Origin of the sequence: Robertkochia solimangrovi, assembly GCF_007279655.1 — a bacterium.
GTDB classification, from domain to species: Bacteria; Bacteroidota; Bacteroidia; order Flavobacteriales; family Flavobacteriaceae; genus Robertkochia; species Robertkochia solimangrovi.
On record NZ_QKWN01000008.1, the window covers coordinates 42,776 to 68,733 of the forward strand.

The window sequence follows — 25,958 nt, forward strand, 5'->3', positions numbered from 1 at the left end:
GTAAAAAAAAATGTAATATAACAACAATTTTAGGAGTTTTCTTTTTCTGACAATTGACTTAAGTAAAGTTCCTTATAATATCCATCTTTGCTTATTAATTGATTATGAGTTCCTTGTTGGCTGATACTACCGTTTTCAAGTACGAGAATTTTATCGGCATTCTTTGAAGATGAGATACGATGGCTTACGATCACCGTAGTACTACGATAAGAAGCGCGTTTCAGGTTCTTAAGAATTTCTTCTTCCGTTTCGGTGTCCACGGCCGACAAGCAATCGTCAAAGAGGTAGATCTTCGGTTTTTTGATAAGGGCTCGGGCAATAGAAACGCGTTGCTTCTGTCCACCACTCAAAGTGATTCCACGTTCACCGAGAACGGTATCGTATTTTTTGGTGAAGCCTGAAATATTCTCGTGCACCACTGATTGTCTGGCTGCTTCTTCAACTTCTTTATCCGTAGCATCTGATTTGCCAAAGCGAATATTATTACCGATCGTATCTGAGAAAAGGAACGCATCCTGAGGTACCGCTCCGATACTGCTTCTCAGGCTTTCAAGATTTAATTTCTGAATTGGCACATCGTCGATAAGGATCTGCCCTGAAGTTACATCGTACATACGACCGATTAGATCCAGAATCGTAGATTTACCGGATCCGGTCTTGCCGATGATCGCAAAAGTCTGTCCTGCTTCGATCGTAAAACTCAGGTCTTTGAGTGCGGTGATATTGGTATCGTCATAGGTCAGGCTGACATTTCTGAATTCGATCTTTCCATGAATGTGCGAAGGATCGATAGTGGGGTTCTGAATCTCAGGAACGACATCCAGAAATTCGTTGATCCTTTTTTGTGATGCTTCGGCACGTTGTACAATAGAAGTCACCCATCCTACCGTTGCGACGGGCCAGGTTAACATATTGATATATATGATGAATTTCAAAATAACTCCCGTCGTGGCTATTTCTCCGTTGATATATTGAATTCCTCCTACATAGATCACAAACAGGTTACTGATGCCTATCAAGAGAAGCATCAACGGGAAGAACCACGCATTTACTTTTGCCAGACTCATACTGGTGGTCTTTCCTTCTTCCGCAAGCGTGAGTACTTCCTTCTGTACTCTGGGTTCGATGCCGTAAGCCTTGATCACAGATATCCCTGAAAAGGATTCCTGTGTAAACGTGGAAAGTTTGGAAAGAAACTGCTGAACCTCGGTACTTCTTTTATGGATCACTTTACTGATCTTATAGATAAGTATCGATAATACGGGTAAAGGGATCAATGTGTACATCGCCAGCTTGGGGGCGGTATAGATCATTAACGGGATCACACAAACAAAAAGTGTGATGGTCTGAATGCTATACATGAGTGCTGGTCCGGCATACATTCTTACCTGGCTGACATCTTCACTGATCCTGTTCATCAGGTCTCCGGTACGATTCTGTTTGAAGAAGTTTAGCGTGAGTTTCTCATAATGACGAAAGACCTCGTTCTTCAGGTCGAATTCGATATGTCTGGAGACGTTGATAATCATCTGACGCATCAGGAAGGTAAAGAATGCGGAGAGTATTGCAGACCCGATGATGATCAGAATATAATTGAACAGCTTCGCTTTTACCTCGTCGAGACCGACACTTCCGTTAAGAATAAATTTCTCAACAGCATCTACGGAAATCTGAATATATTCGGGAAGAACCAGTGAAAATACTCTTGCGATAATAGTGATAATAACGCCTATTATCAATTTCCATTTATATTTTTTAAAGTATTTGTTAATAAACCGAAGTTCTTTCATAAGTAACTTTCAAAATCATTTATTTTAGCAAATCTTCAATGAAAGGCTACTACAACGCTTTCGTATTGAAATATCCTTTATTTTTGCCTTGAATTTTTAAACATTTGTTAATCTAAAACCATTGAGATGTTGTCAGAAGTTTTAATTCCGACCGAACTTAAAAAAGTTGATCCCGTTTTCGGCCAACTTTCGTTCAATGATCATGAACAGATCGTTTTTTGCCAGGACAAAGATACAGGATTAAAAGCAATAATCGGTATTCATAATACAGTGCTCGGACCGGCTTTGGGTGGTACCCGTATGTGGAATTACGCGAATGAATGGGATGCGCTTAATGATGTACTTCGTCTTTCAAGAGGAATGACCTATAAATCAGCCGTAACCGGACTCAATCTTGGAGGAGGTAAAGCGGTGATCATCGGGGATGCTAAAACACAAAAGACTCCTGAGCTCATGAGACGCTTCGGGGAATTTGTAAATTCACTGGGAGGGAAATATATTACTGCGGAAGACGTGGGAATGGAAACCTCTGATATGGATACCGTACGTGAAGTAACTCCTTATGTTACCGGAATCTCTGAAGATAAAGGTGGTGCAGGAAACCCTTCACCAGTTACTGCTTATGGTGTTTTTATGGGGATGAAAGCTGCAGCGAAATATCGTCTGGGCAGTGATGATCTCGAAGGTAAAAAAGTATTGGTACAGGGGGTTGGACACGTAGGAGCATCTTTGGTGGATTACCTGTCTAATGAAGGTGCCCGTATCTATATTACCGATATCAATCAGCAACGTCTTGAGGAGTTGTCAGCAAAATATAATGCTGAGATCGTGGCGGGAGATCGTATGTTCGATAAAGAACTCGATATCTATGCCCCTTGTGCTTTGGGTGCGACCATAAATGATGAAACGCTAAAGGCTATCAAGGCTTCTGTGATCGCGGGTGCAGCTAATAATCAACTTGCTGATGAAAAGCGTCACGGTAAGATGTTACAGGAAAAGGGTATCGCTTATGCTCCCGATTTTCTGATCAATGCCGGAGGTATTATCAATGTATATGCGGAACTTGAAGGATATGACAGACGTGAGATCATGAGAAAGACGGAAAATATCTATCAAACCACACTTCAGATCTTCGCTCATGCCGAAGAATATGGAATTACAACCCATGAAGCTGCCTTGAATCTTGCACAACAAAGAATAGATGCAAGAAAAATGGAAGCGAAAAAATAAACACGGTTTATAAAATAGTTTTATTTTTGCAGGGCGAAAGCATTGAGCTTTCGCCTTAATTTTTTTATCAAGGGTAAGTTCTTTTAAGCATGTTAACAAGAAGGCAAATCAGGGTTAAAGTAATGCAGTCGGTTTATGCATTCATTCAATCGGAAAACACTGATATGGAAAAGGAGGAAAAGTTTCTCAAAGTGAGTATGGATAGTATGTACCACTTATATCTGTATCTCCTCGGACTCATAGTGGAAATACAGAAACTGGCAGAGGAACAGATGACGCTTTCCAGTAAAAAATACCTCGCAACCCGGGAAGAAAAGAATCCCAATACCAAATTCATCAATAATAGTGTAATTAAGAAACTGGTCGAAGACGGTGATCTTCGCGAGAAATTGTCTAATTACAGACTTTCGTGGGAACTGGATGATGAGTACGTGAAGATTCTTTGGAATGAGATCCGTGAGAGCGATGTCTACAAGGTTTATCTCGAAAATAAGGAGGAAAGCTTTGAAGAGGATCGCGATCTTGTAATCTCGATCTATCAGGACATCATTGCGCCGAACGATAAATTATATGAGTTTCTTGAGGATAAGAGACTGACCTGGATCGATGATCTTCCTTTGGTGAATACCATGATCCTTAAACTTCTTCGCAAGGTGAAGCCTAAATCAGGAGATGATTACTTCCATCCATCGCTTTTCAAAGATGAGGATGATAAGTTGTTTGCAATGGATCTCTTCAGAAAAACGATTCTTAATGATGAGAAGATCATGATGGAGATCGAAGGAAAAACCCCGAATTGGGATACTGAACGTATTGCTGAGATCGATTCCATTCTCTTGAAACTCGCTATTTGTGAATTCCTTAAGTTCCCGTCTATTCCGGTAAAAGTGACCATCAATGAGTATCTGGAAATAGCTAAGGAATATTCCACGCCTAAGAGTAGTATCTTTATAAATGGTATTCTCGATAAGCTGGTTAAGGAATATCAGTCTAATAATTCCCTGAACAAATCTGGCAGAGGTTTGTTGTAAAATAATTATCTTACATTCGATTCTGTAATTTTAAGGTGGAAATCTTGCGCTGTTGAGGTTTCAAACGTAAATTACGGTCCCGAAATCAATCGTAATCTAATAAAGATATTAAAATGAAAAAAGTACTTGTGATTCTTGGAATTTGTGCGCTTCTTCCGCTTACTTCCTGTAAGGAGGATGCCAGTGCAAAGATCAAATCGGAAAATGTAGAGATGGCCGAACAACGTGATGAGGCTGCTACGAAATTCCCCGTAATGACCTTTGAAGAAAAGGTGTATGATTTTGGAACTATTCCAAAAGGTGTGCCTGTTGAGAAGGTTTTTAAATTTAAGAACACCGGAGATGCTCCTCTAGTCATCACCAGTGCAAAAAGTAGCTGTGGATGTACCATCCCTGAATGGATGGAGGATAAGCCGGTTGCGCCAGGTGAAACAGGAGAGATTCTTGTTAAATATAATGCCAGTGGAGTTAACGATATCTCGAAGACTGTGACCATTATGGCAAATACAGAAAAAGGATCAGAACAGATCGTGATCAAGGCATTCGTGGAAGCGAAGAGTGATGCCGAAGGAGAAAGTAAAGCCTAATATTATCAAATACATTTAAATGGAAGCTATCAATCAGTTTGCTCCCTTTATTTTAATATTTGCAGTGATGTATTTCTTTATGATACGTCCGCAGATAAAAAAACAAAAGCAGGAGAAGAAATTTGCACAAGAATTAAAAAGAGGAGACAAAATCGTTACTAAAAGCGGGATTCATGCGAAGGTAATCGATCTTAATAATGATGATACCTGTATCGTGGAAACGATGTCAGGTAAATTAAAGATCGAGCGTTCTGCAATCTCACTGGAATTGTCTCAGAAATTGAATACTTCTCCCGTAGAAAAGAAATAAGACGACACCTAAAGTTCGTTATAAAAAAAGAGAGCCTTCAAAGCTCTCTTTTTTATTTTCTGTACCTGTCATTCAATCCTATTCCCTCCAGGATCATCGGGATGCATTTTTCTAATCTAGAGCGTTGTGTAGTCTCTCTTTTTGCTTCCGCGATATAGGCTGAATATTCCTTTTGTTTAAAAGGAGTTAACTCGTGAAAATTCCGCTTAAGAACTGCGTTGCTCTTCAGTGCTTCTTCCAGAAGTTCAGGCATATTGGTCTGTGCTGCTTTCTTGGGAGGTGTGTCCACCTTTCTGCCTTCTTTTTGATTTTTAATGGCTTCCCTGAGGTAATGCAAAATCTTTGATTCGTTTTCTTCTATTTGCTGAAGGTTATCGAATCGCCATTGTCGCATCGCGACCGTTTTACCTTCCTGGGCGTTGATCAATACAGCGTCGTCATCCTGTAGTAATGCTCCCTGAAAGAACCAGAGGCCGACATAGGATTTAAAAGCAGAGAGACCGACCACATTTTTATTGGCTAAGGTGTACACCGGAGATCCCCATTTAATGGTTTCCTCCAATCCGCTCTTCAGTAGCATGGCTCTTAGCGCATGTAACGCTTCGGTCCAATGTGTCTGTCCTGTTATGTAAGCGTCAACGTTCTTTTCTTTCATCGTTCGATCAGGCGTATTTCTCAGCGGTAAGTTCAGCGATCTTTACGATCACTTCAGTGGCTTTTTCCATACTCTGTACCGGTACATATTCATAAGGTCCGTGGAAATTATGTCCTCCGGCAAATATATTAGGACAGGGTAAGCCCATATAGGATAATTGAGAACCATCAGTTCCGCCTCTGATCGGTTTGATGATCGGAGTTATGTGCAGTTCCTGCATTGCTTTCTCTGCGATTTCCACGATATGCATCACCGGTTCTACCTTCTCACGCATATTATAATATTGATCTTTAATAGTGATTTCCGCAACATCGCTATAGGTTTCATTGAGGTCTTCCACGATCTTTCTGAGCAGTGCTTTTCGTGCATCGAACTTATCACGGTCATGATCGCGGATGATTCCTTTGATGGTCGTTTTCTCAATTCCACCATCCATTCCGTAAAAATGGAAGAATCCTTCACGGTGTTCGGTGTATTGAGGTACTTCCTTTTTAGGAAGAAGTGAGAGGAATTCGTTCGCGTATAGCAGGGAGTTCTTCATTTTTCCTTTAGCATATCCTGGGTGTACACTCTTGCCCTTAAATGTAAGCGTTACTCCGGCAGCATTGAAATTTTCATATTCCAGCTCACCGATCTGGGAGCCATCCATGGTGTAGGCCCATTCAGCACCAAATTTTTTGACATCGAATTTGTGAGCCCCTCTTCCGATCTCTTCATCCGGGGTGAATCCCACCCGAATCGGTCCATGTTTGATCTCGGGGTGTTCGATCAGGAATTGCATCGCAGACATGATTTCGGTAATACCTGCTTTGTCGTCGGCCCCTAAAAGTGTATTTCCATCAGTGGTGATGAGCGTCTGACCTTCATAGAGTTTGAGGTCTTCGAAGTAATCCGGTGACAGCACAATGTTCTTTTCCTGGTTCAAAATAATGTCTTTTCCGTCATAGGCTTCGATGATCTGCGGTTTTACATCGGTTCCGCTATAATCAGGCGAGGTGTCAAAATGTGAAATAAACCCGATCACCGGAACATCATGAGCAACATTCGAAGGGAGTGTTGCCATAATATAAGCGTGCTCATCGATGGTTACATCCTGCATTCCCAGAGCTTTTAATTCTTCTGTAAGCAATCGTGCCAGCTCCCATTGCTTTTCCGTACTGGGGGTGGTGTCGGATGCGGAGTCTGACTGCGTATCGATCGAGATATATCGAATGAATCGTTCTACAATAGGTTTCATAATGGAAATTTTGATCAAAAATACTATTATTGCGTCATTTGAAGGAACTATTAAAGCTTTAAATTACTTCTTTTTGAACTGCATTTAGATTATTTTTGCCGAAACTAAATCCTGCATGTATAAATCGATAATTCGCCCGTTATTATTCCGTTTTGATCCTGAAAAGGTTCATTATTTTACATTCGACCTCATTAAATTTTTACATTGGATCCCGGGAGTTCCTGCATTGATCCGTGCATTGCATAAAGTGGAAGATCCTTCTTTGGAAAGAGAAGTTTTCGGATTGCATTTTAAAAACCCGGTTGGACTTGCTGCAGGATTGGATAAAGATGCCAAATTGTTCAATGAACTGTCGGATTTTGGTTTTGGATTTATTGAGATCGGAACGCTTACGCCAAAACCACAACCCGGAAATCCTAAAAAGCGATTATTTCGTCTGAAAGAGGATAAAGGGATCATCAACAGAATGGGCTTTAACAATGGCGGTGTAGCAGAAGCGGTTACCCGGTTAAAAAAGAATAAAGGCGTACTGATCGGCGGGAACATCGGTAAGAATAAGGTGACGCCGAATGAAGAAGCTGTCGAAGATTATAAATTATGTTTTGAAGCCTTGTATGATTACGTTGATTATTTCGTAGTGAATGTGAGTTCACCTAATACTCCGAATTTACGGGCTTTACAGGATAAGGAGCCGTTGACCTTTCTGCTGAATACCCTGCAGGATCTCAATAGCAAAAGACCAAAACAAAAACCTATACTCCTAAAGATCGCTCCCGATCTTACAGAATCGCAGTTACTGGATATCATCGAAATTGTGAAGGTTACGGGTATTGCAGGGGTGATCGCGACCAATACGACCATCGAAAGAGAAGGCTTAAAGTCAGTGAATCGTTCGGAAGTTGGAGGATTGAGTGGGAAGCCTTTGACGGCAAAGTCTACTGAGGTGATACGTTTTCTTTCGAGAGAAAGTGATAATGCATTTCCGATCATCGGTGTAGGGGGTATTCATTCGGCTGAGGATGCGATCGAGAAACTGGAAGCTGGTGCTGCTTTGGTGCAGATCTATACAGGTTTTATCTATGAAGGACCACAACTGGTGAAAAGCATCAATAAGGCAATCATCGCCAGATCTTGAATTTCGATCTGATATATACGTTTATTGCCGCTTCGGCAATGCTGGCTTTATCTCCGGGACCTGATAACATCTTTGTTATGTTGCAAAGTATGACTCATGGAGTGCGATTCGGACTGGCTACAGTAGCCGGACTGATGACGGGTTGTCTCGTCCATACCTCATTGGTTGCTTTGGGGGTTTCAGCGGTTATCAAGCAGAGTGAATTGTTGTTCACCTTATTGAAGTTCGCCGGAGCTTTGTATCTTTTTTATCTGGCTTATAAAGTTTTTCGAAGTCCTTCGGGTATCGACCTTAGGCAGGGGGCGACTCCAAGAAAGAGTGTGGGTAAGTTGTATATTCAGGGTTTTTTTATGAATGTTTTGAATCCTAAAGTTTCGATATTCTTTCTTGCCTTTTTTCCGGGGTTCTTATTCAGTGATAGCATGAGTCATGTGGCTCAGTTTTATGTTCTTGGTGGCTTGTTCATTATGACTTCTTTTATAGTATTCGGACTTATAGCGATACTCGCCGGGAAGATAGCCGGTTATGTAGGCGGTCACAAAGGCGTGGGGAGTTTTCTCAAATGGTTGCAGATAGTCGTGTTCACCGGTCTTGGCATATTTATTCTCCTTTCTGAAAATTAATTGTGAAAGGCAGACAGGATAATTATCTTTGGTTGCTACCTTAAGCAATTATTTATGGATCGATATATAATCTTTGATATGGATGGGGTACTGGTAGATAGTGAGCCCTTCCATTTTAAAGTATTGAAAGCGGTGATGAATTCCCTGAGCATCGAATTTTCTAAAAGCTATCACGATACACTTGTGGGTACTGCTAATAAACCCATGTGGGAAAAATTAATCCGTGATTTTGATATTCCTCATTCCCTGGAAGCGATGCAGTCTGGTCATAAGGACATGTTCTATCGTATGCTGGAAGGGGAGCTGTTACAGCCTACCCCGGGAATTCATGATTTGTTGCAACGGATCAGGGAAAGCGGTTATGGGCTCTCCGTGGCTTCTTCTTCACCGAAAAAACTGATAAGCCTGGTGATGGATCAACTCGGTATTGGCGATTATTTCGATCATCTGGTAAGTGGGGAAGAGCTTGAACGCAGTAAACCCTTTCCTGATATTTTTTTAAAGGTAGCTTCGCTGTATGCTGAAGATACAGATAAGTTTTTGGTTATCGAGGATAGCAGAAATGGAGTTCATGCAGCGAAAGCGGCAGAAATGCATTGTATAGGGTATTATAATCCGAATTCAGGGAATCAGGATCTGAGTAAAGCAGATTTGATCATCGATGACTTTGATGTACTGACCGGAGCCAGGATCAACGAAATTTTTACCGATGGAAAAAGTTAAGCTGATCGAATGTCCCCGCGATGCGATGCAGGGGATCAAAACCTATATTCCGGCGGCGATGAAAACGGCCTATATTCAGTCGTTGTTGCGATGCGGATTCGATACGGTTGATTTCGGCAGTTTTGTTTCTCCGAGGGCCATTCCTCAGATGAGGGATACGGCAGAAGTACTGGAGGGGCTTGATCTGAGTTCGACGCAAAGTAAACTACTGGCGATCGTCGCCAATGAAAGGGGGGCTCAGGATGCATCAGTGTTTCCTCAGATCGATTACCTGGGGTACCCATTTTCGATCTCCGAGAATTTTCAAATGCGTAATACGCATAAAACAATAGCAGAGAGTATCGGGGTTCTTGAAAGAATCCTTGCTATTGCAGGCCGTAGTGATAAGGAAGTGGTTGCGTATCTGTCGATGGGCTTCGGGAACCCGTATGGAGATCCGTGGGATGTAAGCATCGTGGGAGAGTGGACCCAAAAGTTATCTTCGATGGGAATTCGCATTCTTTCCTTGTCAGACACTATCGGCAGCTCAACACCGGAAGTGATATCTTACTTGTTTCAGGAGTTGATACCGTTATACCCGGGCATAGAGTTCGGAGCACATCTTCATACCACTCCGGATAGTTGGTTTGAAAAAGTGGATGCGGCTTATCGGGCGGGATGCAGGAGGTTTGACGGAGCGATCCAGGGCTTTGGTGGTTGCCCCATGGCCAAGGATGAACTCACAGGTAATATGCCTATGGAAAAGCTGATCTCGTATTGTAATTCTGTGAAGGCAGATTCGAATATCAGAGCGATGAGCTTTGAGAGTGCCTATAACGAAGCGCTTAAGATATTCCCTGTTTACGGTTAGAATAGATTTATCAGGTTGAAAATCAATATTGAAACCCGGTTTTTTTTCTCTGATTTTCTTTAGAAAACATTTAGATTTATTTCTTAAAAAAGGAGTATATTTGCATGCAACTAAATTAGAAGTTGCAATATGAAAGCTCATGATTCCAAATTGGTAGGTGAAGGTTTAACCTACGATGATGTGCTTCTCGTTCCGAACTTTTCGGAAGTACTCCCCAGAGAAGTGAATATCCAATCAAAATTTACCAGAAATATTACGCTGAATGTACCTATCGTTTCCGCTGCGATGGATACGGTAACGGAAAGCAAGATGGCGATTGCGATGGCGAGAGAAGGAGGTATAGGTGTACTTCATAAGAATATGACCATTGAGGAGCAGGCTACCAAAGTAAGAAAGGTGAAACGTGCCGAAAGTGGTATGATCATCGATCCTGTAACTTTGCCGATGAACTCTACGGTGCTTGATGCCAAGAACAACATGAGAGAACATAGTATCGGAGGTATTCCGATCGTAGATGAAAATGGTTATCTGAAGGGGATCGTAACCAACCGGGATCTTCGTTTTGAAAAAAATGATGCCCGCCCGATCATCGAGGTCATGACCAGTGAGAATCTGGTGACTGCAGCAGAAGGTACTTCTCTGGCGGATGCTGAAGATATCCTTCAGGAAAATAAGATCGAAAAACTACCTGTAGTAAATTCCGAGGCGAAACTGATCGGACTTATCACATTCAGAGATATAACAAAATTAACTCAAAAACCGATCGCGAATAAAGATCAATTCGGCAGGTTGAGAGTGGCTGCAGCAATCGGTGTTACCGGAGATGCAGTAGAAAGAGCTACGGCCTTAGTGAATGCAGGTGTTGATGCGGTTGTGATCGATACTGCTCATGGCCATACTCGTGGAGTGGTGACTATATTGAAGGAAGTGAAGAATAAATTTCCGGATTTGGAAGTGGTAGTAGGAAACATCGCTACTGCAGAAGCAGCACAATATTTAGTAGAGAACGGTGCAGACGCGGTAAAAGTTGGTATCGGTCCCGGTTCGATCTGTACGACACGTGTAGTGGCCGGGGTAGGTTTTCCACAATTCTCTGCGGTTCTGGAAGTAGCGGCCGCCATTAAAGGTTCCGGAGTACCGGTAATCGCTGACGGAGGTATTCGCTACACAGGGGATATACCAAAGGCTGTTGCGGCTGGTGCCGATTGTGTAATGCTAGGTTCCTTGCTTGCCGGAACAAAAGAATCTCCGGGTGAAACCATTATCTACGATGGTAGAAAATATAAATCATACCGTGGTATGGGTTCTGTGGAGGCCATGAAACAGGGAAGTAAAGATCGTTATTTTCAGGATGTGGAGGATGATCTTAAAAAGTTGGTTCCCGAAGGTATCGTTGGTCGCGTTCCTTATAAAGGTGAACTTTACGAAAGTATGCATCAATTCATCGGCGGACTCAGAGCCGGGATGGGATATTGTGGAGCCAAGGATATCGAAGCCCTTAAGGAGAACGGAAGATTCGTTAAGATCACTGCCAGTGGTATCAATGAAAGTCATCCGCATGATGTTACCATCACCAAGGAGGCTCCGAACTATAGCCGTTAAGTCGGTTGAATAAAATTAATTTGCCACGAATAGTATTCATCATTTACGTATCCAAAGGGTACTTTGATCAATACTATTCGTGGCATTTTTTTACGGGGCAACTGAGGTGCCGTTTTCTACCCAGGCTTTAAAATCGGTCATGTATTTACGACTTTGTTTCTTAAACGCACCCGGCATTAGAAAACCCATCGCCTTCATCAGGATTCCGGTGAATTTAAATTCACTTACCGATCTCCATAAAGTTTTGTCGTCTTCATAGACCTCGAAAAAATTCTGTTGCTGATTGAAAACGCCATCGGCTTCATAAGTGGCATGCAAGGCGTCGGGAAAATTATTATGGGAAATCGTCTCTTTCATAATGATCTCCCGATTACCCATTTTATAGGTGAGTTCAGATTGAGAGCCCAATTGTCCGGGTTTTCCTGAAATAGGACGGTAATTGAGGAAGCCTTCCTGCCAGTGTTTCAGGTTTTCTGCGTTACTGAATCGGGTAATGACTTCATCTCTTGGGGCATCGATCACGATGATTTCCTCATACTTCATGTACTATTTAATTTTATCCTTTTAATTTACAAAAACTTCGTTAAATCGGGTTTATCACATCCTTCCAATAAAAATGTTGTATTATATTTCCATATTCTTAATTTTGCCGGAATTGGCCATCTGTTTAAGCAGTAAGTTCAAATGATCTATAGAGGCGTTTTATTTTTAGCTTTAATTTTATTTACGGGATGTAATTTCTTTAAAAAGGATACGGTTATCGATCCGGTAGCACGGGTAGGAGACCATTATCTTCTTAAGGAAGAGATCAGCCGTTTAAATACAGGGAATCGCAGTAGTGAGGATAGTCTTATTTATATCAACAACTATATAAATGATTGGGCGCAAAAGCAATTGTTGCTGGATAGGGCCCGGATCAATCTGAGTGCATCCAAGCAGGCAGAGTTTGAAAGGTTGGTAGAGCAGTACCGGGCAGATCTGTACATCAATGCCTATAAGGAGGCATTGGTTTCCAAATCGATGGATACGGTGGTATCTCAATCAGAAATGGAAACTTTCTATGAGCAGAATAAGGCTAATTTTAAACTGAATGAAGATCTTATAAAACTGCGATATCTGAGTGTAAGTAAAGAATTCACTGAGTTAGGGGAAGTTCGAAGTAAGTTCAGGGACTTCTCAGAAGATGATGTCGCAGACCTGCAGCAAATGGCTTTGAAGTTTAAATTCTATTCTTTGAACGACTCAGTTTGGGTTAGAGCTTCCGAGGTGATCCAGAAGATCCCCGTCATCAATACCGACAATCAGGACAAATATTTAAAAAAATCACAATTTTTTGAGCTTTCCGATTCTTTAGGGGTATATTTGGTTGCCGTGAACGATGTGCTAAATCGCACAGAAACAGCGCCCCTGGTGTATGTGGAGCCGACAGTGAAGAAAATAATCCTTAACAGACGTAAACTGGAGTTTATAAGAAATCTGGAAAAGGATCTCCTGAATGAAGCGACCGGGAAAAAGGAATTTGAAGTTTATTTAGAAAAATAATAAGAACTTAAAGCAGGGCAGTGATCATAGGTCCCTGATAATAGTGTAACAGGAATACAATGAGGAAATTATTTAATGTCACCAGTGCAATAGTATTAACCGCAGCAGGAATGATCTCAGGATCGGTTCAGGCTCAGGATCTGATAGCAGATGCTTCTACAGGACCCGTGGAAACCAAAGTCAGGGATACAGTTGAAAACAGAGGAAACCGTGTTAAGATCGATGGTGTTTCTGCGGTAGTTGGTGATTTTGTGATCCTGGAATCTGATATTGATAAGCAGTTTATCGATATGAAAATGCAGGGGTTCGATACCAATAACATCACCCGATGTGAGGTGTTGGGTAATCTCATGGAAGAAAAAATGTATACGCATCAGGCCATTCAGGATAGTATCATAGTGGGTGATGTGGAAGTGAATAGTTATGTGGAGAACCAGATGTCACAATTGGTGGCTCAGGTTGGTTCCATGGAGAAGGTGTTGAATTTTTATAATAAGAATTCAGAGAAAGAGCTAAAGGATGAGCTCTTTGACATTATCAAGAACGCTCAGTTGGCGCAGCGAATGAGAGGTAAGGTTGTTGAGGAAGTTGAGATCACTCCCGAAGAAGTACGTCAGTGGTATGATGCCCTTCCGGAAGATGAACGTCCGTATTTCGGTGATGAGGTGGAGATCGCTCAGATCGTAAAGGAACCAAAACCGACGGAAGAAGCCAAACAAAAAGCGATCGATAAACTTTTGACTTTTAAAAGAGATATTGAAGATAACGGTTCGAGTTTTGCCATCAAGCAAACGCTTTACTCCGATGACCCGGGTAAGAATCAAAACGGAGGGATCTACACGATCACCAAGAATTCTCAATTCGTACAGGAATTTAAAGATGTGGCATTCACCCTGAGAGAGGGTGAGATCTCTGAGCCTTTCGAGACTCAGTTTGGGTTCCACATCATCAAAGTAGAGAAGATTCGCGGGCAGGAGCTCGATGTTCGTCATATTCTGGTGATTCCGGAAGTTTCCGAGAAGGCTAAAGAAGATGCAAAGGTTGAATTAGACAGTATCCGTTCTATGATCAACGACGGGAAATTTACATTCGAAGAGGCAGCCCGAAACTTTTCAGATCAGAAAGAAACCCGTTTTGACGGTGGAGTTCTCCGAAATCCAAACACCTTTGATACACGCTTTGAGCTGACTAAAATGGACCCTATTCTTTATGGACAGGTAAGTAAATTACAGGGAGAAGAGATCTCGAGACCTTTGCTACAGGAAACCAGATCCGGTGGTGTTACCTATAAGATTATCAAGATCAATAAAAGGTATTCAGCCCACAAAGCAGATTATATTCAGGATTACGTAAAGATCAAGGAACTTGCATTGAAAGAAAAACAGTTCAAGGAAATTGAAAAATGGATGAATGAAAAGATAAAAGATACTTATATTAGCGTTAGTCCTGAAAGTCAGTCCTGTGATTTCCACAGTAACTGGCTGAAAAAATAATTCATGCATGTCTGACGTTACCGCAGTAAAAAATCTTGTTGAGAAACACACCTTATTGAAAAAGGAGATCGCCCAGGTCATTATCGGCCAGGAAAAGGTGATCGATGAAATTCTTTTGTCTATCTATTCCGGAGGACATACCCTGTTGATCGGGGTTCCGGGATTGGCAAAGACCTTGATGGTCAATACTATTGCCAAGGCGCTCGGACTTGAATTCAGGAGGATACAGTTTACTCCGGATCTTATGCCAAGTGATATTCTCGGTAGTGAGATCCTGGATCAGAACCGTGAGTTTAAATTCATCAAGGGACCTGTTTTCGGTAATATCATACTTGCGGATGAGATCAACCGTACACCACCTAAAACGCAATCAGCATTACTGGAAGCCATGCAGGAAAGAGCGGTGACCGTTTCCGGAAAACACTATCCTTTATCACTCCCATACTTCGTGCTGGCTACTCAGAACCCGATTGAGCAGGAAGGGACTTATCCGCTTCCGGAAGCGCAATTAGACCGTTTTATGTTTGCTGTAGAGCTTAATTACCCGAGCTATCAGGAAGAAGTGGCTGTTGTAAAAGCGACCACGAATGATGAAGTCTATACGGTGAAGCCATTGTTCACTGCTGACGAGATCGTGGCCATACAGCATCTTGTTCGAAGAGTACCGGTTACTGACAATGTGATCGAATATGCTGTGAAGCTTGTAAGTAAGACCAGGCCGGGTACGGAAATGGCTACAGAAAAGATTAATAACTATGTCGATTGGGGTGCCGGACCTCGTGCATCACAAAACCTGATCCTGGCGGCTAAAGCAAATGCATTGATCAAAGGAAAATATACCCCTGATATTGAAGATGTACAGGCGGTGGCTCCCGGAATCTTAAGGCATAGAGTGCTCAAAAACTACAAAGCAGACGCAGAGAACATTTCTCTGGAAGAAATCATTACTTCACTCTATTGATAGGGTTGATTTTACGCAAAATACCCTGCATATCTTTCTTTGAGATATTCGCAGCAATACTTTGATTTCAGGAAGATATTTTTGTGAAAAAGGTGATTTTTATTGCGAATTTTCACATAATTTACAGTGACTGTAATGTTTTATTAAAAACTTTAAAATCTGTATGGTTTTTCGTAATTTCGCAGGACTTTCAAATTAAATAAAAAACTTAATATGGCTTTTGATATTGATATGATAAAGGGGGTCTATGCTTCCATGGCAGAACGGGTGGATAAAGCTCGTGAACTGACCGGGAAACCACTGACCTTATCGGAGAAAATATTGTATTCTCACCTTTGGGAAGGAACGCCTTCAAATGCGTTTACCCGTGGAAAGGATTATGTTGATTTTGCGCCGGACAGGATCGCTTGTCAGGATGCAACTGCTCAGATGGCATTATTGCAGTTCATGCATGCCGGTAAACCTAAGGTAGCGGTACCAACCACAGTACATTGTGATCACCTGATCCAGGCTAAGGTAGGTGCAGATGCCGATTTGAAAAGAGCAAATGAAACCAGTAATGAAGTATTCGATTTCCTTGAATCAGTATCAAATAAATATGGCATCGGATTCTGGAAACCGGGTGCAGGGATTATTCACCAGGTAGTACTTGAGAACTATGCGTTCCCAGGGGGTATGATGATCGGTACCGATTCTCATACTGTAAATGCCGGCGGACTAGGAATGGTTGCTATCGGTGTTGGTGGAGCGGATGCTGTTGATGTTATGTCTGGAATGCCATGGGAACTCAAATTCCCTAAATTGATCGGAGTTAAACTTACCGGAAAACTTTCCGGATGGACCGCTCCTAAAGATGTAATCCTGAAAGTGGCCGGAATCCTTACCGTAAAAGGGGGAACCGGAGCTATCATAGAATATTTCGGCGAAGGTGCAACTTCTATGTCTTGTACAGGGAAAGGAACCATCTGTAACATGGGTGCTGAGGTTGGTGCTACCACTTCTACCTTTGGTTATGATGAGTCTATGGATCGTTACCTGCGTTCGACCGATCGTGCCGATGTAGCAGATGCTGCAAATGAGGTGAAAGAGTACCTTACCGCAGATCCTGAAGTATATGCGAATCCTGAGCAATATTTCGATCAGGTGATCGAGATCAATCTTGATGAACTTGAGCCACACCTGAACGGACCATTTACTCCGGATCTTGCAACGCCTATCTCTAAAATGGGGGAGGCTGCCAAGGCAAATGATTGGCCTCTTAAAGTGGAGTACGGACTAATAGGTTCCTGTACCAACTCATCTTACGAAGATATTTCCAGAGCAGCTTCACTTGCAAAACAGGTGGCTGATAAAAAATTAAAGACGAAATCTAACTTTACGATCACTCCGGGATCGGAGCAGGTGCGTTATACGATCGAGCGCGACGGATTCATCAAGACCTTTGATGAGATCGGTGCTACCGTATTTGCCAATGCTTGCGGACCATGTATCGGAATGTGGGATCGTTACGGTGGAAGTGCAACCGATCAGGATCGCAATACTATCGTACATTCCTTCAACAGAAACTTTGCGAAAAGAGCAGATGGTAACCCGAATACAATGGCATTCGTAGGTTCTCCTGAGCTTGTAACTGCGATTGCGATTTCAGGTCGTCTTGACTTTAACCCGTTAACCGATAAACTTATCAATGAAGATGGGGAGGAAGTGATGCTTGATGAACCAAGAGGTTATGAATTACCTCCGGAAGGATTTGCAGTGGAAGATGCAGGTTATATCTCTCCGGCTGAAGATGGTAGCGGCGTTGAAGTTATCGTTTCTCCTGAGTCTGAAAGACTACAGCTTCTTGAGCCTTTCAAGCCATGGGATGGTAAGAATATCACCGGTGCTAAACTACTGATCAAAGCGTTCGGAAAATGTACCACAGACCACATCTCAATGGCAGGTCCATGGTTGCGTTTCAGAGGGCATCTCGATAACATCGCAAACAATACACTGATCGGTGCTGTAAATGCATTCAATCAGAAGACTAATTTCGTGAAAAGTCAGTTGACTGGTGAGTACGGAGGAGTTCCTGATGTACAACGCGAATACAAGGCTAAAGGAGTACCATCGATCGTTGTGGGTGACCATAACTATGGAGAAGGTTCTTCACGTGAGCACGCTGCTATGCAGCCAAGACATTTAGGCGTAAGAGCAGTGATCGTTAAATCGTTTGCGCGTATTCACGAAACTAACCTTAAAAAGCAAGGGATGCTTGCGCTTACCTTCGCCAATGAGAATGATTATGATAAGATCCTGGAAGATGATACCTTTAACTTCATCGACCTTGAGAACTTTGCACCGGAGACTCCATTGACTTTGGAGATCGTTCATGCAGACGGTTCCAAAGAGGAGATCAAATTGAATCATTCTTATAATCAGGGACAGATCGCCTGGTTTAAGGCCGGATCTGCATTAAACCTGATCAAGGCTCAGAATGCTTAATAAAATTCTGTATATAGATAAAAAGGCTTCCCTTGGGAAGCCTTTTTTATTTCATAGAAATAAGTAAACCTTATGTGACAAGGGTGACAGAGGTGATTAAAATTAATCAGTACTTTGCGTGCAGAAAACTGGCAAACATGAAAGGATCCAAGAAGAAACGTATACTTATCGATAGCGTACTGGCAGTACTCTTGTTTTTAATCGCATTTACACCAATAGGAACTCCTGTCAAGGTCTTTGTGAATCGATTGATCTCCTTTAGTCCGGGCATGGTCGATGATGATGAGCAGCAAACGTTGCAACATTATGATTGGGAATTACGTGCCTTAGATGGGCAAAATTTGAAGTTCGCCAGTTTGAAAGGGGAGGTGGTTCTCGTAAACTTTTGGGCTACCTGGTGCCCTTCCTGTATTGCAGAAATGCCGGGAATGCAGGAATTATATGAAAAGTACCAGGATCGTGTAAAATTCCTGTTCGTCTCGAATGAACAAGCTCCTGTAATTCAGGAGTTCCTTAAGGATAAGGGGTACACCATTCCGGTCTTTCAGTCCTTGACAGCTGTGCCGGACCAAATGATCTCCAAATATATTCCAGCTTCATTTGTGATCGCTAAAGATGGTACAATCGTAGTGGCTGATGATCGAATGGCAAGAAAGTGGAATAGTCAGAAAGTATTTGAAATGTTCGATGCGTTACTGCAAGAATGATGATTACACATGACTGATCACTTCTCTCAGGCTGCGGAAAGTTTCAATTCCCTTGGGGATTTCTTTAGGAGCCAGTGATTCAAGCTGTTTACCCAGTACCCATAACGCTCCGGTCCCGCCTTTGAGAATCTCCTGACTGAATTGTTGCAGGTATTCCGGTACTTCCCGCAAGGCAGGTGATATGGTAAAATAGGTTATAAATACAAGGTTGTCATAGTAATTCTCGATGTCTTTGAGATTCTGCATGGGCACGGACTGTCCCAGGTAGATCGCGCGATAGCCCAGTCTGGCCAATTCATAGGTCAAATATAGTAGACCGATCTCATGGATCTCATTTTCAGGAAGGAACATCACGAATGTACGACTGTCATTCGTAGGTGGATAGAGTTGAGCCTTTTCGATGTTCACATGGATCTTCTGCTTCACCAAATGGCTTATAAAGTGCTCATGTGCAGGTGATATCGTGTTCGTCTGCCACAAATAGCCGAGTTCGTTCAGTAAAGGGATGAAAAGTTCAAAGAAAATTTCCCGAAATGATTTTTCCCGTAATAGTTGATTGTAAGTGCTGAGAAATAAATTCTGATCGAAGTTGATCATGGCAAGCTTAAAAGCATTCAATGTATGATTCTTGATGCTTTGTTTGGCAACAATATCTTTTACAGCCGCCGGAATCTCATCCGGATCCATGGAAGCGATTTTGGAGATCTTGTAACCATTATTGTATAATAAGGTTATGTTCAGCAATTTCTGAAGTGAGGCCAGAGAGTAAAAGCGGATGTTCGTGTCAGTTCGGTTGGGTTCCAGTAGGTTGTAACGTTTTTCCCAGATCCTTATAGTGTGTGCTTTGATCCCGGAAAGATTTTCCAGATCTCTGATGCTGAAATTTACTTTTACATTGTTCATACTTAGCCCCAAAAAGTATAAACAAAAGTATGAATCTTTTCATTATTTATAGGTGAATTACTAATAAAGTTCAACATTTTTAACAGTTCATCGAAACTTCATATAATTTTTTAATGAGTTGGTTAATGTTGATTGATTTTGAGTATTTATTTATAAAAATTAAGGATATTTGCGGCGAGTTTAAAACAGGTAGGTTTTTCAGCTGATCATTAGGAATTATTCAATATGGAAAGAATCTTAATAACCGGAGCCGGAGGGCAGTTAGGTAGTGAATTAACACTAAAATTGTCTGAGATCTATGGTGATGAAAGTATAATTGCAACTGATATCAACGAGCAGGTAAGCTCAAGGTTTACCAACTGTAAGTTTGCGGTTCTTGACGTTATGGATCGGCCTAAAATGGAAGCGCTGATCAGTGAAAATAAGGTGACACAGGTTTACCATCTTGCCGCTATTCTTTCGGCTACCGGGGAGAAAAAGCCACTTTTTACCTGGGATATCAATATGCAGAGTTTGCTGAACGTTCTTGAATTAGCACGTGAGTACAATCTCAAAGTATATTGGCCTTCCTCTATCGCTGTTTTCGGAAATAATACCCCAAGAGTAAATACACCTCAGTACTGTGCGATGGACCCTACTACTGTTTATGGTATTTCAAAACTGGCCGGAGAACGTTGGTGTGAATATTATAATAAGACCTATGGGGTGGATGTAAGAAGTTTGCGTTATCCTGGTCTTATCGGGTATAAGTCTGCTGCAGGTGGGGGGACGACCGATTATGCTGTCGACATATACAGGGCAGCAATAGCGGGCGAAAAGTTTTCTTGTTTCCTGAGTGAAGACACCTATCTTCCTATGATGTATATGCCTGATGCGATCAAGGCGACTGTTGAATTGATGGAAGCTCCGGAAGACCTGGTGAAGGTCCGGTCTTCTTATAATATCGGTGCGTTGAGCTTTTCTCCAAAGGAGATCTATGAAAGCATCAAACGTCATTTCCCTGATTTTGAGATCGTATATGAACCTGATTTCAGACAGAAGATCGCGAGTAGCTGGCCGGATAGTATCGATGATTCTGTAGCGGTGAGTGATTGGAATTGGAAACCGGATTTCGATCTCGATACTATGACCGATGATATCATAATGAATCTGTCTTAATTACTACAATTTTTCCGGTCTATAGGATATTTCTCTTTTTTTGGTTGAAAATGGAAGTATGATGATTTTTTCTTATTACATTTACGAAGCGTAAGTATCTGGTTGTCTGGGTGTTTACGTTTTAAAGACTGTGTAATTTTAGGAAGCTTATCATGAGACATTTTATTTGTAGTTGCTTGTTAATTATAGCGGTTATTTCGTGTAAGACCAAGACGGATGCCGGGGCTGGAAAATCTTCAAATGCAAATGCACCTGAGAAAGATATTTTGCAGGATAAGATACCTTCTGAGAACACTTCTGAAAATACAGATCTTACCGATCGACTCGTTGGTTTTCTGCAGGATCGTTTCAAAGAGGATATGGAGTTTTTGAAGCCGGAAGACCGCAAATTTCAGTTTGATCAACTGGATCTTAACGGAGATGGAAATAAAGAGATATTCATTCGGTTCCTTACTTCTTATTTTTGTGGCACCGGGGGATGTGATCTGTTGTTGTTAAAAAGTGATCTCTCGGAGATCACTCATTTTACCGTCATGAATGTGCCTTTATGGATCGAGCAGACGCAAAAGAACGGCTGGAGAATAATACTCACCCGCGATCGTGATGGACTGAAGGAGTTGAGTTATGAGAATGGTACCTATCCGAATAATTCGTCCATGGTGGAAAAGGCGCCTTACGATGCAGCCAGTGGGAATGCCTATATCATGTTCGACGAGAATTTCAATCCCGCAATAACACACGATTTTTAAGCGGTTTGTTTTGAAGTGCTATTGATAGTTCTTTTCGTATTCATCCCATTGTGTTGTCTTATAGAGGTCGTCTCCAAAATAGCGGGCGATCATCAGGAATTCTTTGGGTTTTTGATAACCCGGTACCGGTGACAACATTTCCTGTTTCTCACTCATAAACACTACCGTAGGGAAACTGAGTCTTCCTTGTAAAAGTGCCGCAGCGAGTTCGTGATATCCGCTGCGACCCTGGCTTACAAACTTAAACTCTTGGTCTCTGTAAGTAATGGGTTCTTTTGATTCTGCATCGAATTTAACCATATAGAAATTTTCTTTCATATAGGCTGCAACTTCAGGATTGTTGAAGGTGTCTTTGTCCATTCTTTTGCACCATCCACACCAATCGGTATAAACGTCTATGAAGATCTTCTTAGGATCCTTGTCTTTTTCCGTTTTAGCAATCGCTTCTTCCCAGGTCATCCATTCTATTTCTTGTGCAGGTATGAACTGGATGCCTAAAATGAAAAATAAAATGATCAGGGCGTTTCTCATGGCATTTGCTTTAAAAAAGTAAAGATACCAAATTTGGAATGAGTATGGGAAAAAAACAAAGCCCGGCGAGTGCCGGGCGTTATGTTATATGGAAATGATCAGGACTTTTTAACAAGCTCCTTGTTGGATTCCGGTAATTTTATCGTTACGTCTACCTGATTTCTGATCAGGTCTTCAAAGGTCTCTCTTTTACGGATCAGAAGGGCCTGACCATCATGCCAAAGAACTTCTGCAGGTCTGTAGCGGGAGTTATAGTTGCTAGCCATGGTAAAGCAATAAGCACCGGCATTTCTGAAACATAGCAGGTCTCCTTCAGAAATCTCTGCAATACGACGGTTATTACCAAAGGTGTCTGTTTCACAAATGTAGCCTACCACAGAATAGAAGCGCTCTTTTCCTTTAGGGTTGGTCAGATTAAAGATCTCGTGGTATGAATTGTAGAACATCGGGCGTATAAGGTGGTTGAAACCTGAATCTATACTTGCGAATACCGTTGAAGTGGTCTGTTTTACCACGTTCACACGAGCTACAAAAAATCCTGCCTGGCTTACCAGAAATTTACCTGGCTCGAAAGAAAGGGTGAGATCTTTTCCGGTCTCTTTGCAGAAATCATTGAAACGTTTCGTCAGTTTCTTACCGAGCTCTTCGATGTTGGTTTCGATATCACCTTCTTTGTACGGTACTTTAAATCCACTTCCAAAATCGATGAATTCAAGATCCTTGAAGTTCTTTGCGGTTTCAAAGAGTATTTCAGATGCATATAGAAATACTTCGATGTCCAGAATGTCACTTCCGGTGTGCATGTGAATGCCATTGACATGCATTCCTGTATTTTCCACGATACGCAATAAGTGCGGGATCTGGTGAATGCTGATTCCGAATTTAGAATCGATATGTCCTACGGAAATATTTGAATTTCCTCCGGCCATCACGTGTGGGTTTATACGAATACAAACGGGAGTGTTCGGATGTTTGCTTCCGAACTGCTCCAGAATGGAAAGGTTATCAATATTGATCTGAGCTCCTAGTGCAGCTACTTTTTCGATTTCTTCCATGGAGACACCATTCGGAGTGAAGATGATATCCTCCGGAGCAAAACCTGCTTCAAGTCCTAACTGAACTTCCTGTACAGAAACGGTATCCAATCCGCTTCCAAGAGCGTTCATCAGTTTTAGAATCGCTATATTGGATAATGCTTTTACGGCATAGTTTAGTTTTAACTTTTTTACTCCCTTGAAAGCTGAAGTAAGCCTGTTATATTGTGAAATGATCGTTGCTGAGTCATAAACATAGACCGGACTTCCATATTCCTTTGCGATGTTCAGTAAATCTTTGTTCTCCATAGTTCAAACATTATAAGGGTGCAAAATTAAATAGGACACCCGTAAGTTTAAAATAAATGTTTAAAAATATTAAAATAAAACAATATGTTTCATTTGTAACAATCAATTCGTATTGCATACGTCTTAAAGGTAGGCAATATCGGTAAATCTTTAGAAATTACGGCATAATCGGGCATTTATGAGTTGGGCTAAATCTTAAATAATGTTGGGTTAATTAAACTCCATTTGTTACATTTGCTACGCTTAAATTATACTATTAGAAGGAATCGTTATGAATTTACACGAATATCAAGGAAAAGAAATTTTGGCAAGTTTTGGAGTCCGCATACAGCGCGGAATTGTAGCCCATAACGCTAATGAAGCTGTTGACGCAGCAAAACAATTAACAGCGGAGACCGGTACCGGTTGGCATGTTATTAAAGCGCAGGTTCACGCAGGTGGACGTGGAAAGGGTGGAGGAGTAAAACTCGCCAAAAACCTTAAAGAAGTAGAGGAACTTGCAGGCAGCATCATCGGGATGAATCTGGTTACTCCTCAAACTTCCAAAGAAGGGAAAAAAGTTCATCAGGTATTGGTGGCTGAGGATGTTTACTATCCTGGAGAAAGTGAGACCTCAGAATTCTATATGTCGGTTCTTCTTGACAGAAGCAAAGGACGAAACATGATCATGTATTCTACCGAAGGTGGAATGGATATCGAAGAAGTTGCTGAAAAGACGCCGCACCTGATCTTTACAGAAGAGGTGGATCCAAGTATCGGACTTATGCCGTTTCAGGCAAGACGTATCGCTTTCAATCTTGGATTAAGCGGAACTGCATTCAAGGAGATGACGAAGTTTGTTGCTTCTTTGTATAAGGCTTACGAAGTTTCTGATGCATCTCTGTTTGAGATCAACCCGGTCCTGAAGACTTCTGATGATAAGATCATGGCAGTGGATGCTAAAGTGACCCTTGATGATAACGCATTATACAGACATAAGGATTATGCTGAGATGCGTGACCTTCGTGAGGAGGATCCGATCGAGGTGGAAGCGAAAGCGGCTGGTCTTAACTATGTGAACCTCGATGGAAATGTAGGATGTATGGTTAATGGAGCCGGACTTGCGATGGCGACAATGGACCTTATCAAAATGGCGGGTGGTGAGCCGGCAAACTTCCTGGATGTAGGAGGTACTGCTGATGCGAAACGTGTTGAAACCGCTTTCAGAATCATCCTTAAAGATCCTAACGTAAAAGCAATTCTGGTTAATATTTTCGGTGGAATCGTAAGATGTGATCGTGTTGCTCAGGGTATCGTTGATGCATACAAGAATATGGGAGATGCCATTCAGGTACCGATTATTGTACGTCTTCAGGGAACTAACGCTGAAATCGCAAAAGAACTTATCGATAATTCCGGATTGGCAGTGCATTCTGCAATTCAATTCCAGGAAGCTGCTGATAAAGTACAGGAAGTACTCGGTTAATTACCGGATTATAATAAATTTTAAAAGGCCTGAATCTAGATTCAGGCCTTTTTTTATGGTTATCATTGTAAATTTAGAGTTAAGGCGTGCGGTATTCTCACAGTAATCAGTAATTATGCATGACTTCTTTATTTTTGATAGTATTTCTCTAAAGAATTTCAGGGTTTGATGTTGATATGGTAGTGTTTGAAGAATAACTGTGTGTACTATATAATTTTTTGTATGACTTTCAAAGTCGTGGGAAATTTTGAAAGCCTCAGTGTTTCAGGGGACTTATCGATTAAGTGCATGCTCAGCGTTTAAGGTTTCTCAAATTACGGAAGTGTTATTTAAATTAAGTATGAGTTAAGGGTTTAGTTAGCAGTATTTTACTGATAAATTTCGTTTTAATTTTGACACATAATCAAATATAAACGAACATTTATTATGAAATCGATGATCAAACTTTTTACCACGGTATTAGTGATGTTTACCCTTTCTAAAGGAGTAGCTGCAGACCCGAAGCCGATCAAAGTGGAAACCAACAAAGAACTGCAAAATTTGTTGCGAAATCCTGCTTTCGATCTGGATGATACTGCTCTGAGTGCACGCGTTCATTTTCTGATCAATTCAGAAGGTGAGATCGTTGTGATCGATGTAAAAGGCGGTAATTATATTATTGAAGACTATGTCAAGTACAGATTGAATTATAAGAAATTAAAGTCAAAGGAATTGGCGCCTTTGCAGGAGTATACTTTTGAAGTTCATTTCAAAACGGGAAAGTAGTAGTTGACAAATCGCTATGAAAAATCAAAGCCTGGTGTCATTGCTACACCAGGCTTTTTAACATGTGTTTGACCACATATTCAC

At 41.6% G+C, this 25,958-nt stretch carries 25 protein-coding genes; 18 read left to right on the plus strand and 7 right to left on the minus strand.

Features of this window, described 5'->3' with window-relative positions; translation table 11 throughout:
• Positions 1 to 29: 29 nt before the first annotated feature.
• Positions 30 to 1,790, minus strand: coding sequence for an ABC transporter ATP-binding protein (locus DMZ48_RS11755; protein ID WP_143955350.1), 1,761 nt, complete (start codon positions 1,788 to 1,790; stop codon positions 30 to 32).
• A gap of 126 nt (positions 1,791 to 1,916) precedes the next feature.
• On the opposite strand from DMZ48_RS11755, the gene DMZ48_RS11760 reads away from it, so the two are divergent.
• From DMZ48_RS11760 to yajC, 4 genes are all read left to right on the plus strand, one after another.
• Positions 1,917 to 3,020 (plus strand): Glu/Leu/Phe/Val family dehydrogenase, encoded by a 1,104-nt coding sequence (locus DMZ48_RS11760; protein ID WP_143955351.1) that lies wholly within the window; start codon positions 1,917 to 1,919, stop codon positions 3,018 to 3,020.
• Between the two features lie 89 nt (positions 3,021 to 3,109).
• Positions 3,110 to 4,051 carry a transcription antitermination factor NusB gene (nusB, locus tag DMZ48_RS11765; protein ID WP_242009190.1) on the plus strand — a complete coding sequence of 314 codons (942 nt, stop codon included), beginning with the start codon at positions 3,110 to 3,112 and terminating at the stop codon, positions 4,049 to 4,051.
• 113 nt (positions 4,052 to 4,164) lie between these two features.
• The gene (locus DMZ48_RS11770; RefSeq protein WP_143955352.1) at positions 4,165 to 4,638 is read left to right on the plus strand and encodes a DUF1573 domain-containing protein; all 474 of its coding nucleotides are present in this window, start codon (positions 4,165 to 4,167) and stop codon (positions 4,636 to 4,638) included.
• 19 nt (positions 4,639 to 4,657) lie between these two features.
• On the plus strand, positions 4,658 to 4,948 hold the full coding sequence (gene yajC / locus DMZ48_RS11775; RefSeq protein WP_143955353.1) for a preprotein translocase subunit YajC: 291 nt from the start codon (positions 4,658 to 4,660) through the stop codon (positions 4,946 to 4,948).
• A gap of 52 nt (positions 4,949 to 5,000) precedes the next feature.
• Here yajC and DMZ48_RS11780 read toward each other — a convergent pair whose 3' ends face one another.
• Positions 5,001 to 5,603 (minus strand): YdeI/OmpD-associated family protein, encoded by a 603-nt coding sequence (locus DMZ48_RS11780; RefSeq protein ID WP_143955354.1) that lies wholly within the window; start codon positions 5,601 to 5,603, stop codon positions 5,001 to 5,003.
• A gap of 7 nt (positions 5,604 to 5,610) precedes the next feature.
• Positions 5,611 to 6,840, minus strand: coding sequence for a peptidase T (gene pepT, locus DMZ48_RS11785; protein WP_143955355.1), 1,230 nt, complete (start codon positions 6,838 to 6,840; stop codon positions 5,611 to 5,613).
• Between the two features lie 115 nt (positions 6,841 to 6,955).
• Between pepT and DMZ48_RS11790 the strand changes: the two genes are divergently transcribed.
• From DMZ48_RS11790 to guaB, 5 genes are all read left to right on the plus strand, one after another.
• Positions 6,956 to 7,975: a quinone-dependent dihydroorotate dehydrogenase gene (locus tag DMZ48_RS11790; RefSeq protein WP_143955356.1), complete on the plus strand. Its 1,020-nt coding sequence runs from the start codon at positions 6,956 to 6,958 to the stop codon at positions 7,973 to 7,975.
• Positions 7,972 to 8,598 carry a LysE family translocator gene (locus DMZ48_RS11795; RefSeq protein WP_143955357.1) on the plus strand — a complete coding sequence of 209 codons (627 nt, stop codon included), beginning with the start codon at positions 7,972 to 7,974 and terminating at the stop codon, positions 8,596 to 8,598. Before DMZ48_RS11790 ends, DMZ48_RS11795 begins: the two co-directional genes overlap by 4 nt.
• Positions 8,599 to 8,652: 54 nt before the next feature.
• Positions 8,653 to 9,321, plus strand: a complete 669-nt coding sequence (locus DMZ48_RS11800; protein WP_143955358.1) for an HAD family hydrolase — start codon at positions 8,653 to 8,655, stop codon at positions 9,319 to 9,321.
• A complete protein-coding gene (locus tag DMZ48_RS11805; protein ID WP_143955359.1) occupies positions 9,308 to 10,171 on the plus strand; it encodes a hydroxymethylglutaryl-CoA lyase in 864 nt (287 codons plus the stop codon). Before DMZ48_RS11800 ends, DMZ48_RS11805 begins: the two co-directional genes overlap by 14 nt.
• A gap of 129 nt (positions 10,172 to 10,300) precedes the next feature.
• Positions 10,301 to 11,773 (plus strand): IMP dehydrogenase, encoded by a 1,473-nt coding sequence (guaB, locus tag DMZ48_RS11810; RefSeq protein WP_143955360.1) that lies wholly within the window; start codon positions 10,301 to 10,303, stop codon positions 11,771 to 11,773.
• A 90-nt stretch (positions 11,774 to 11,863) separates the two neighbouring features.
• On the opposite strand, the gene DMZ48_RS11815 is transcribed toward guaB, so the two are convergent.
• Positions 11,864 to 12,316, minus strand: coding sequence for an SRPBCC family protein (locus tag DMZ48_RS11815; protein ID WP_143955361.1), 453 nt, complete (start codon positions 12,314 to 12,316; stop codon positions 11,864 to 11,866).
• 141 nt (positions 12,317 to 12,457) lie between these two features.
• Between DMZ48_RS11815 and DMZ48_RS11820 the strand changes: the two genes are divergently transcribed.
• The 5 genes from DMZ48_RS11820 (at position 12,458) to DMZ48_RS11840 (ending at position 18,960) form a co-directional block, all read left to right on the plus strand.
• The gene (locus DMZ48_RS11820) at positions 12,458 to 13,315 is read left to right on the plus strand and encodes a peptidyl-prolyl cis-trans isomerase (RefSeq protein WP_143955362.1); all 858 of its coding nucleotides are present in this window, start codon (positions 12,458 to 12,460) and stop codon (positions 13,313 to 13,315) included.
• A 59-nt stretch (positions 13,316 to 13,374) separates the two neighbouring features.
• Positions 13,375 to 14,808, plus strand: a complete 1,434-nt coding sequence (locus tag DMZ48_RS11825; RefSeq protein ID WP_143955363.1) for a peptidylprolyl isomerase — start codon at positions 13,375 to 13,377, stop codon at positions 14,806 to 14,808.
• Positions 14,809 to 14,815: 7 nt separating this feature from the next.
• Positions 14,816 to 15,769: an AAA family ATPase gene (locus DMZ48_RS11830; protein WP_143955364.1), complete on the plus strand. Its 954-nt coding sequence runs from the start codon at positions 14,816 to 14,818 to the stop codon at positions 15,767 to 15,769.
• 213 nt (positions 15,770 to 15,982) lie between these two features.
• Positions 15,983 to 18,253, plus strand: a complete 2,271-nt coding sequence (locus tag DMZ48_RS11835) for an aconitate hydratase (protein ID WP_143955365.1) — start codon at positions 15,983 to 15,985, stop codon at positions 18,251 to 18,253.
• Positions 18,254 to 18,390: 137 nt separating this feature from the next.
• Positions 18,391 to 18,960, plus strand: coding sequence for a TlpA disulfide reductase family protein (locus tag DMZ48_RS11840; RefSeq protein ID WP_143955366.1), 570 nt, complete (start codon positions 18,391 to 18,393; stop codon positions 18,958 to 18,960).
• 3 nt (positions 18,961 to 18,963) lie between these two features.
• On the opposite strand, the gene DMZ48_RS11845 is transcribed toward DMZ48_RS11840, so the two are convergent.
• On the minus strand, positions 18,964 to 19,863 hold the full coding sequence (locus tag DMZ48_RS11845) for a MerR family transcriptional regulator (protein WP_143955367.1): 900 nt from the start codon (positions 19,861 to 19,863) through the stop codon (positions 18,964 to 18,966).
• Positions 19,864 to 20,088: 225 nt separating this feature from the next.
• Here DMZ48_RS11845 and DMZ48_RS11850 point away from each other — a divergent pair, with 225 nt between their 5' ends.
• Both DMZ48_RS11850 and DMZ48_RS11855 read left to right on the plus strand, forming a co-directional pair.
• Positions 20,089 to 21,021, plus strand: coding sequence for an NAD-dependent epimerase/dehydratase family protein (locus DMZ48_RS11850; RefSeq protein ID WP_143955368.1), 933 nt, complete (start codon positions 20,089 to 20,091; stop codon positions 21,019 to 21,021).
• 152 nt (positions 21,022 to 21,173) lie between these two features.
• A complete protein-coding gene (locus DMZ48_RS11855; RefSeq protein ID WP_143955369.1) occupies positions 21,174 to 21,770 on the plus strand; it encodes a hypothetical protein in 597 nt (198 codons plus the stop codon).
• An 18-nt stretch (positions 21,771 to 21,788) separates the two neighbouring features.
• On the opposite strand, the gene DMZ48_RS11860 is transcribed toward DMZ48_RS11855, so the two are convergent.
• Positions 21,789 to 22,301: a thioredoxin family protein gene (locus DMZ48_RS11860; protein WP_143955370.1), complete on the minus strand. Its 513-nt coding sequence runs from the start codon at positions 22,299 to 22,301 to the stop codon at positions 21,789 to 21,791.
• A 98-nt stretch (positions 22,302 to 22,399) separates the two neighbouring features.
• Positions 22,400 to 23,644, minus strand: a complete 1,245-nt coding sequence (gene lysA / locus DMZ48_RS11865; RefSeq protein WP_143955371.1) for a diaminopimelate decarboxylase — start codon at positions 23,642 to 23,644, stop codon at positions 22,400 to 22,402.
• A gap of 271 nt (positions 23,645 to 23,915) precedes the next feature.
• Here lysA and sucC point away from each other — a divergent pair, with 271 nt between their 5' ends.
• Together sucC and DMZ48_RS11875 are read left to right on the plus strand one after the other, a co-directional pair.
• On the plus strand, positions 23,916 to 25,109 hold the full coding sequence (gene sucC, locus DMZ48_RS11870; protein WP_143955372.1) for an ADP-forming succinate--CoA ligase subunit beta: 1,194 nt from the start codon (positions 23,916 to 23,918) through the stop codon (positions 25,107 to 25,109).
• 426 nt (positions 25,110 to 25,535) lie between these two features.
• Positions 25,536 to 25,874, plus strand: coding sequence for a hypothetical protein (locus DMZ48_RS11875; protein WP_143955373.1), 339 nt, complete (start codon positions 25,536 to 25,538; stop codon positions 25,872 to 25,874).
• Positions 25,875 to 25,958: the final 84 nt, after the last annotated feature.

Excerpts from the sequence above, each read along its gene's own strand:
- DMZ48_RS11755 (WP_143955350.1), bottom strand. The coding sequence starts at position 1,790 with ATGAAAGAACTTCGGTTTATTAACAAATACTTTAAAAAATATAAATGG.
- DMZ48_RS11760 (WP_143955351.1), top strand. The coding sequence starts at position 1,917 with ATGTTGTCAGAAGTTTTAATTCCGACCGAACTTAAAAAAGTTGATCCC.
- nusB (WP_242009190.1), top strand. The coding sequence starts at position 3,110 with ATGTTAACAAGAAGGCAAATCAGGGTTAAAGTAATGCAGTCGGTTTAT.
- DMZ48_RS11770 (WP_143955352.1), top strand. The coding sequence starts at position 4,165 with ATGAAAAAAGTACTTGTGATTCTTGGAATTTGTGCGCTTCTTCCGCTT.
- yajC (WP_143955353.1), top strand. The coding sequence starts at position 4,658 with ATGGAAGCTATCAATCAGTTTGCTCCCTTTATTTTAATATTTGCAGTG.
- DMZ48_RS11780 (WP_143955354.1), bottom strand. The coding sequence starts at position 5,603 with ATGAAAGAAAAGAACGTTGACGCTTACATAACAGGACAGACACATTGG.
- pepT (WP_143955355.1), bottom strand. The coding sequence starts at position 6,840 with ATGAAACCTATTGTAGAACGATTCATTCGATATATCTCGATCGATACG.
- DMZ48_RS11790 (WP_143955356.1), top strand. The coding sequence starts at position 6,956 with ATGTATAAATCGATAATTCGCCCGTTATTATTCCGTTTTGATCCTGAA.
- DMZ48_RS11800 (WP_143955358.1), top strand. The coding sequence starts at position 8,653 with ATGGATCGATATATAATCTTTGATATGGATGGGGTACTGGTAGATAGT.
- DMZ48_RS11805 (WP_143955359.1), top strand. The coding sequence starts at position 9,308 with ATGGAAAAAGTTAAGCTGATCGAATGTCCCCGCGATGCGATGCAGGGG.
- guaB (WP_143955360.1), top strand. The coding sequence starts at position 10,301 with ATGAAAGCTCATGATTCCAAATTGGTAGGTGAAGGTTTAACCTACGAT.
- DMZ48_RS11815 (WP_143955361.1), bottom strand. The coding sequence starts at position 12,316 with ATGAAGTATGAGGAAATCATCGTGATCGATGCCCCAAGAGATGAAGTC.
- DMZ48_RS11820 (WP_143955362.1), top strand. The coding sequence starts at position 12,458 with ATGATCTATAGAGGCGTTTTATTTTTAGCTTTAATTTTATTTACGGGA.
- DMZ48_RS11825 (WP_143955363.1), top strand. The coding sequence starts at position 13,375 with ATGAGGAAATTATTTAATGTCACCAGTGCAATAGTATTAACCGCAGCA.
- DMZ48_RS11830 (WP_143955364.1), top strand. The coding sequence starts at position 14,816 with ATGTCTGACGTTACCGCAGTAAAAAATCTTGTTGAGAAACACACCTTA.
- DMZ48_RS11835 (WP_143955365.1), top strand. The coding sequence starts at position 15,983 with ATGGCTTTTGATATTGATATGATAAAGGGGGTCTATGCTTCCATGGCA.
- DMZ48_RS11840 (WP_143955366.1), top strand. The coding sequence starts at position 18,391 with ATGAAAGGATCCAAGAAGAAACGTATACTTATCGATAGCGTACTGGCA.
- DMZ48_RS11845 (WP_143955367.1), bottom strand. The coding sequence starts at position 19,863 with ATGAACAATGTAAAAGTAAATTTCAGCATCAGAGATCTGGAAAATCTT.
- DMZ48_RS11850 (WP_143955368.1), top strand. The coding sequence starts at position 20,089 with ATGGAAAGAATCTTAATAACCGGAGCCGGAGGGCAGTTAGGTAGTGAA.
- DMZ48_RS11855 (WP_143955369.1), top strand. The coding sequence starts at position 21,174 with ATGAGACATTTTATTTGTAGTTGCTTGTTAATTATAGCGGTTATTTCG.
- DMZ48_RS11860 (WP_143955370.1), bottom strand. The coding sequence starts at position 22,301 with ATGAGAAACGCCCTGATCATTTTATTTTTCATTTTAGGCATCCAGTTC.
- lysA (WP_143955371.1), bottom strand. The coding sequence starts at position 23,644 with ATGGAGAACAAAGATTTACTGAACATCGCAAAGGAATATGGAAGTCCG.
- sucC (WP_143955372.1), top strand. The coding sequence starts at position 23,916 with ATGAATTTACACGAATATCAAGGAAAAGAAATTTTGGCAAGTTTTGGA.
- DMZ48_RS11875 (WP_143955373.1), top strand. The coding sequence starts at position 25,536 with ATGAAATCGATGATCAAACTTTTTACCACGGTATTAGTGATGTTTACC.